General features: G+C 53.4%; 3 protein-coding genes. 1 reads left to right on the top strand and 2 read right to left on the bottom strand.

Features of this window, described 5'->3' with window-relative positions; all coding sequences use genetic code 11:
• Positions 1–777: 777 nt before the first annotated feature.
• The gene (locus tag HMPREF2554_RS11980) at positions 778–1,146 is read left to right on the top strand and encodes a transposase family protein (RefSeq protein WP_083297435.1); all 369 of its coding nucleotides are present in this window, start codon (positions 778–780) and stop codon (positions 1,144–1,146) included.
• A gap of 99 nt (positions 1,147–1,245) precedes the next feature.
• Here HMPREF2554_RS11980 and HMPREF2554_RS04050 read toward each other — a convergent pair whose 3' ends face one another.
• Entirely contained in the window at positions 1,246–1,605 is a 360-nt protein-coding gene (locus tag HMPREF2554_RS04050; RefSeq protein WP_246825994.1) for a hypothetical protein, read from the bottom strand.
• A gap of 60 nt (positions 1,606–1,665) precedes the next feature.
• Positions 1,666–7,833, bottom strand: a complete 6,168-nt coding sequence (locus HMPREF2554_RS04045; protein ID WP_070554101.1) for a DUF6531 domain-containing protein — start codon at positions 7,831–7,833, stop codon at positions 1,666–1,668.
• Between the last annotated feature and the right edge of the window lie 217 nt (positions 7,834–8,050).

The following is an 8,050-nucleotide window of genomic DNA, read 5'->3' as shown; positions in this document are numbered from 1 at the left end:
CACGGTATTCTGCCCAGGCTTTCTCGACCGTGCAGTACTTGTACTTCCCCTCACTATCATCACGCGAAAGAAAATATAAAAACGCATAAAACTTACAGCAACGACAAAAATAATACTTGTTACCAACGTTTCTTTAATATTCTTACATCTCATAAATCTCTAAGACCTGTTTACATAGATCCTCACAATACTATTTTCAGTACCAGGAAAGAGGACAATTCTGGGAAGCCCAAATTTATAGCTCTTCCCTTCCTTTAGTAGATTATGATAATAGTTTGCGTCTTTCTCACCGATATCGGACCATACCATCTGAGGGCAGTCCGATGACTCTATATGCAGACTATACGTGGTTTCTGGAGAGTTGGCTGATACCGAATCATGTCTTTTGACCTCGGTTTTGGTAACAGTGCATTCCTTAATGATTGGATTATTCTTATTGTGAGCCGAAACCCCAAAATATATACCAAAAAATAATAAAAATCCCAACGGCACAAGCACAATAATATATTTCTGTCGGAACCATGAAAGATTTGACTTTAATAGTTTTATCATTGTGTAATCACCTTCTTAAATTTTTTTATTCTATTATAAATAGTGCCATGAGCGTTATTTATTAATGTAGAAGCACCCTGCCCGAGACATAAAAATAACGGCCCTTGACCCTGTGTCCACGTATGATGGTGAAATATCAAGACCAACCACCACCCATACGCGTACAGGTAGGAACCGTTGCCTTCACACCGTACCACGGGCTTAACGGCATAATTCGCCACCCCACTGAACATATTCAACACGACCCTCACCAGGAACAGGTTAAACATCAAACCCCATAAGCTCACCCTCACTCAGGGGGTGAAATCCACTCTACGATACCTGCGGCACAACCACACCGAAGAAACCCTCACCAAAGACTTCGAAGTCTGGCAACCCACCATCAGCCGGATCATCACCACGATTGAAACAGTGCTGCTGCATCTCTTAACACCAGCGGTACCATCCGTGCTGATACTTTGTCGAAGGCCACCGGTACCGTCATCGTGGACGGCACTAATCCCCACCTACAACTGGCACGCCCCAGGAACACGCCGAGCAGACCGTAAAATGCAGGACCCATATAAGCGACCCCCCCCTCACCGTTTCTTCTAGTGAAAATAAGTTCTCAGAATATATGCCTAAGGGGTGTGCTCGTGCAGAATACACGAACACACCCCCTCCTCTCTCTAAAAGATAAAAACCTCGTTTCTTTTAGGGACGCTCCGCTTTCTCTAACCGAGTCACCGATGTCAGCCCCGGAGAGTTCAACTGTACATTTGTCATATACACCTTGTAATACCCTCCCGGTTCAATGGAGGCCATATAATCATCCATTGATTGATCCTTATTCGGGGAATCTGAAAGCGCTAATTTTCCACACTCCCGAGTCTCAACCCACCCTACCCGGGTATAGTCGGTATTGCCTGAGAGATCACCGCCAGCACGGTATTCTGCCCAGGCTTTCTCGACCGTGCAGTACTTGTACTTCCCCTCACTATCATCACGAAAAATATGTATTGCCAGCATAATAACTACAGCAGGAACCACAAGAACAAGAATAGAAACGAGCATTCCCTTCCATCCCTTGGCATTGCGAACGCTTTGTTGCACCATTGATAACCCTTCTAGCTTCTACCGCAGTATTGGGGGAGTAACCAACTGACTATAATCATAATTCTGCACCTTAATCGCCGCGATCTGCAGAGAATCGCTAGCTTTCGTAGCTGCTGTCTGAATTCCCTGCACCGCATTATGCGCCGTAAGTTGCGGATTCTTCAACGCAAATGCAGCAGTTGACCGGTAATATGCTGCATCTTCTTTATCCATCTTCACAGCAGTCTTGACACTAGATTTTACTGCATCTTTCGCCATACCTGTTCCGGTCTTCTCTACGGCAGTACGTGGATTGAAAGTACCTGAAGGAGCTGTTTCCATCGTGTACTTCGATAACTCCCGAGAACCACCAGCTACCGCATCTGAGCCGACGGTACGGAGACCAGACTGCACCCTACCCATCGTTGACCCGTCAGCATAGCCTGGCACACCTAGCTTAGTCTTCATCTTACCGCCAACACCAGCGCCAAGAGCGCTACTTCCAGCACCAGAACCGAACTTTCCGAGCGCTTCTAAAGGATCCCGACCGCCTTTACTGACATATTCCACAGTATTACCGACACCACCACTAGCAGCGTTTTGAATAACATCTTGGGTTATTTTACTATCAGCAACGAAGTTGCCGACCTTCCCCAGCTTCCCCAGCTCTTTAAGCTTCGCCAGGTTCGTGAAACCACCACCAATAGCACCTGTGACAGCGCCAGTAATAGCACCCTTAATAGCCTCTTGACCAGCCTTACCCCAATCAATAGACTTACCTGAGACCTTCTGCTCCAATGCATACATACCAGCACCCATCAAAGCGCCCGAAGCCGCGCCAAAAGCAGCACCGCCTAAAGGACCTAGTCCAGTCGCCATAGCTCCAAGAACAGCGCCAGCGCCAATCATCGCAACCGTAGCAGCCCATTCACCGATGTTCTGCCACATCTTCGCGCGATCTTCTCGGATTTTGTTCAAATCCTCCACACTAATCGGCGACAAACCCCACGGGTCTACTAGTCCCACCGGATTATTACCCACCAGCGAATACGGGTTACCCACCCAACCAGCACCAGGTACCGGCAGAAGCGGATCCCGAGACGTAAACGACCTACTCACCGGGTCAGCCACCCGAGCGCCAATCAGTGCATACCCACCAACCGTGAGTGCACCGGAAGCATTAATACCCACACCCGGCACGGCACCAGCAACGGCAGCATCAGAACCCGTCAGAGGTGTGGTTGGTAACTGGAACGGATCCAACAACCCCGCCGGGCCAGCTAGCCCCGGCACAGAAGACACCCCAGCATTCGAGGTGAAACCACCCAGAACACCGGCACCCCCGGCAAGCACAGACGACGAAGTACCACGCACGCCAGAACCACCAGAAGCAGGGGTACCCAGCATGTTCACACCCGTGGTCGGCACAGGCATCTCGCCCACACCCACCACGGTCGGCACCTCCGCCGTCGGGTCCATCACCACCGGAGTCCACCCCGAAGCAAGAGAGGAAATACCGGCAACCTCACCGGCCACTCCGGCAGCCACCTGCACCCGAGCACACGAACCACTATCCGCTGTGGTCATCGAGGCAATACTACCCGCCAGGCTATACCCCATCGTCACCGAAGACCCATCCGAGGCAACCTCACCCGTACGACGACCGACAGCATCATAGGAATACAACCGCACCAAGGTCAGCGGCAGCCTCTCAACCGTGCGCCCATCACCGGCAAAATTCAGGTCAACATGCTCAGGCAGTTGGGCTGTAAACTCGCTAGCGTTCCCATCGGCGAGGAACTCTCGCACCTGCTTAGCATCAGAATCGGCATTACCTGCAACACTAGTGGCGGTGTAGGTACCAATCGCACGCACCTGTGCCGCATCATCATACGCCAGCACACGCACCCAGCCAGCAGCCTCAGAGGCAGCATTATCGGTAGCGTCTTCACCAGTAGTAGTGTTTCGGGTGTATTCTTCGCGGATTAGGCACCCAGCGGCATCCCACACCCAAGACATCCGCTCGTTTCCACGGCGGGCAGATACTAACTGACCGGCTCCGTCATATGCATACGTAATCAGCCCGGCGGCAGAATCTACTCCCACAATCCGGCCAGCTTCATCACGAATAATCTCAACCCGCACATCGGCAGAGTTATCAGCATCCGCAGCGGTTTCGGTGTACCCCGTTATCGCGCCGTGACCGTCATAGGTCCACGAGCGCACCGTATCGGCTACCTGCGCCCGGATGAGCGCACCGGCGGCATCATAACTGAGCGAAGACTGCTCACCCGTATCAGTATTCGTGATAGCACTAATATTCCCCACCGCGTTCCGCGTGTAGGCCAGTGCGCCATACGGACTGGTAAACCCAGTGCGGTAACCGTCGGCATCATACGCATACGACAGCTCATACGCACCACTACCGGAAGCGGCAGACTGGGACTCGCCCCACGAGCGTGCTACCGCGGTGATACGTCCGAGCCTATCCAACTCGTACCGAGACACCCACGGCAGGCTTCCGTCACGGTCATCAGCAGGAATACTGGCGGCATAGTCAGTCACCGTCACCGACCGGGTACGGTTATCACGATCTACCCGCAGCTGTTCGGTACCATCCACCGAATACGCACATGCCGCACCAGAGCTGTCGTAGCCCCACGCATGTACCTTCTGGGCTGCATCAACTACACGCAATACACGACCAGCAGCATCGTACTCATACAAGGTTATAGCGCCGGCAGGATCCATCGTCTTCACCATGTTCCCGAGCACATCGTACTCATAGGTGGTGATACGCCCAGCAGGATCCGTCACCTTCGTGACATTGCCAGCCTCATCGTAGGTATACCGGGTAACACCGCCAAGACCATTGGTGACTTCGGTGACCTGCCCGGCGGCATCATAGCTAAACTTGCGGGTTCCCCAGGCGGCATCTCGAATGCTGCGCACACGTCCACACGCATCATACGTGTAGAACACGTCCCCGCCAGAACCGCCAATAACCGAGATAACCCGCGAGTTTGCGTCATACGTAATCTTCTCGCTCATACCGGGCAGATTCCGCTCGGTCAGGCGCCCGTCGGCATCATAGGAATACCGAGTTGTAACGGCCTCGGCGGTTTCAGCGCCCTCAGTAACAGAATCCAAACGCCCACAGCTGTTATACGTGTATGCGGTAATACGCCCCGCAGGCGAAACCTGACGCACAAGCTGGGAGGCGAGGTTGTATTCGTACCGGGTCAGACCACCTTCAGCATCCAGGATTTCTACCGGGTTACCGGCCGGATCGTAAACCACCAGTTCGGCGGCGGACTCGGGGGTATCGGTTTTTTCTGCCCGTGCTTTAGGAGCTTCCTGGGCTGCCTCCGTCGGGGAGAAAATTTCTTCACGCGCAACAGGGCGGCCAAGATGGTCAAACTTAACCCGCACGCCGTCGGTGCCGTCCCAGCTGGTAACGCTGCCGCTCTTGCGATCTGCCTGAGTATGCACGCGTACCCCGGTCGGATCTGTCATCTTCGTGAGCACGCTGGCGGCGTCATAGGTGTTCTCCCAGTGGCCACCGGCCGGATCAACCGTACGAATAAGCCGTGAGAGTCCATCCCACACATACGAGAACACGCCCCCATTGGGCAGGGTTACTGTGGCGACGTTTCCGTTTTCATCAAAGGTGCGTTCGGTGCGGCGACCGAGCGGATCGATAACCGCAGTCATATCACCGCTGGGTCCGTACTCATAACTCGTGCGTGCACCAGAGGGGTCAATGACTGCGACCAAACGACGACCAGCGGTGTACTCGAACTTCCAGCGGGAACCGTCAGGGTCTTGCCGCCCGGTAATATTGCCAGCCGCGTCATGGGTGAACGAGGTTGTGAGCCCTAGCGGAGTAGTAACCTGAGCGAGGTGCCCGGCAGCGGTATAGGTGAACGAGGTTGTGTTGCCCTCTTGGTCGGCAAAGCTGGTCAGGTTACCAAACTCGTCATAATTCAGAGTCATGCTGACCCCTTCGGGGCCGGTCAGGGAGGTCAGCAAGCCACCCTCCCAATTTAGTTCGGTGACCCCGCCCAACGCATCGACAACGCGGGAGGGATTGTGATCCCAAGCGTTAGCGTACTCGTAAGTAACCGTTGAGATCGGAGTGACCTCACCGGTATCAGCCTCAGCATCCGCTGCATTGCGGCGCGCCTGGGTGGCTTCATAGCGTTTCTTCGGGTCCGTTTCAAACGCCGATATAGATACCGCCGTCACGCGATCGTACTCATCGTAAGCGTAGCGGGTATCTTGACCCTCTGGGGTAACATCGCGGGTAATACGTCCGCGGCTGTCGCTGATGCGGGTTGTACGAGAACCATCACGGTCAATCACCCGAATACGGTTGCTGAACCGGTCGTACCCGAAGGATGTGCGCCCACCGTCAGCGTCAATAATTGCGGTTAGGCGGCCGCTGTCATCGCTAATCCACACATTGGCTTGGGATCCGTCTTCATCAGCAACTTCGGTCACTCCGCCGTCAAGGTACAAGTACCGCACATCACGACCGTACTCGGTATGCTGATGTGCAATTCGGGCAGACTCATCATAGGTGTTGGTCACCTCGACGGTGCCATCTGCAGCAATCACGCGGTGGATTAGCGCATTGTAATCGTGTTCGTAGGTGCGTGTTCCTGCACCGCTGGTTATGGATACCAGGTGCCCGGCAGCGGTACTGCCTGCGGGGGCGTAGGCGTATTCGACACGTTCCCCTGCCGAGGTTCGTGCTACCGCGACGAGCCCATCCACATAGTCAAACATGATAGAACGGTTCAGCTCATGCACCAGGGAGGAAATGAGCCCGTCAGCAGCGCGCGTGACCGCCAAAGTGGTGCCTTCTCCACCCGTGGAGCCAAGCCATGCACCGGTGAGAGTGAAGAACCACAGGTGACCTTGGTTATCAGAGATGATATACAGGTCAGCTTCAGTGCTCAGAGCACAGGTTTCCAGGATGAAACGCCCCATAGGTGTGGTGGCGATTTCGCTGGCACCAGTGCGAGTAAGCCAGTAGGGATCGGTCTCAACTCGCGCAAAACCCTCACCAGCGCGGGCAAAGAACAGGTGACGGCCGTCCGGCATAATCCAGGTAGCGCCTTCATCAGAGAAATTCAGGACCGTATCAAGGTTAGAAGACCAGCCCGGACCGAAAACCCCAGCCAACGGTGGCAAATCATCGCCATTACCGTGCACAGCCAAACTGTTGTACATGCGCGTGACGGCACACGAGGAAGCGAGGTTGCTAAACGCAATATCGATTTCCTCTTCGATAAAGTTACCGGTCGCAACGTTGACCGGGTCATTCGCATAGCCGCTGGAGGTAGGCTGACCTACGACGGATGGCGCGGGAACCTTGATATCTTCGCGGCTGCTTTTGATGGATTTATTATCGAGGGCAGCCTGGAGCGCGGCGTTAGAAACCGTGTTAACGGTGTTTTCACTGCCTGCTTTAGCGAACTCATCTGCGATTGTGGTTGCCCATTTATCTTCTTGGTCATTGGCGTTGTTCCATTTGTCGAAAGTCGTCAGAAGATTTTCGCAGTCGATGGTGCCCCACTTACATTTTTCTTTAAAATTAGCGGCTTTAGCACGAATATCGCCGGGGACATTACGGAAATCCACGAACAGCTGATGTGAGGTTTTTGCGCTTTCTCGCAAATCTGATGGCTTTGCTGAAGAGGTGCCACTTGTAGAACCCGATCCACCTCCGGGAGCGCCCGGGGTGGGGTGCTCACGTTGACCAACCTGGGTAGTATCAATCGTGGTGTCTGGAATATAGGGGTCTGGAAGTTTTGGAGCGGAACCCCAGAAATCATCCCAGCTTTTGCGAAGTCCGAACCAATCATCTTCATAATGCCGGGCGTCTTCACGAATTTTTTGTTCTTTATGAGCGGCCTCTTTGAGGTTGTCTACCACTTTGGCAAGCTGGTCAAGAACAGTGGCAATATCTTTACCATTATCAACGGCAGTGTTGATGTTATTGTCATAGAGTTTTGAGAAGTACCCTTTGAACTCGACCATAGCTGTATCTGCTTTGGTTCTTTGACCAGGCACTTTATCCCGAAGGTCGCGCGCGGCGTTTCGGCACGCACTCGCGAGAGCATCTGACGTAGCATCATCAAACTCTACATCATTACGGTTGGCATAGTGAGGGCTGTTGCGATCTGGCTGGTCACCCATTGGAAGATACTCCTTCGGAAGAAATAAACGGGTATTAGGTTACCGGGATAACGTTGAATAAATGGTGTACGCCCATATGGGTACGACCACGAGTGTGTCTAGAGCTGGTTGTAGGGAGCTAAAAAGCTTCCCTCGGGCTTCACCATGAGTAACACCTGGTGTTTGGCCGAGGGAAGCTTTTTATGTGAAAACTTGGTTGTTTTCTGTGTCTTATGCG

It is taken from the genome of Rothia sp. HMSC071F11, from assembly GCF_001809115.1.
Lineage (GTDB): Bacteria > Actinomycetota > Actinomycetes > Actinomycetales > Micrococcaceae > Rothia > Rothia dentocariosa.
The sequence above is the reverse complement of the archived record's forward strand: the minus strand, read 5'-3'. Positions and strand labels throughout refer to the sequence as shown.

Bases quoted from the DNA above. Each gene is read 5' to 3' on its own strand.
- HMPREF2554_RS04050 (WP_246825994.1), bottom strand. From the start codon at position 1,605: ATGCTCGTTTCTATTCTTGTTCTTGTGGTTCCTGCTGTAGTTATTATG.
- HMPREF2554_RS04045 (WP_070554101.1), bottom strand. From the start codon at position 7,833: ATGGGTGACCAGCCAGATCGCAACAGCCCTCACTATGCCAACCGTAAT.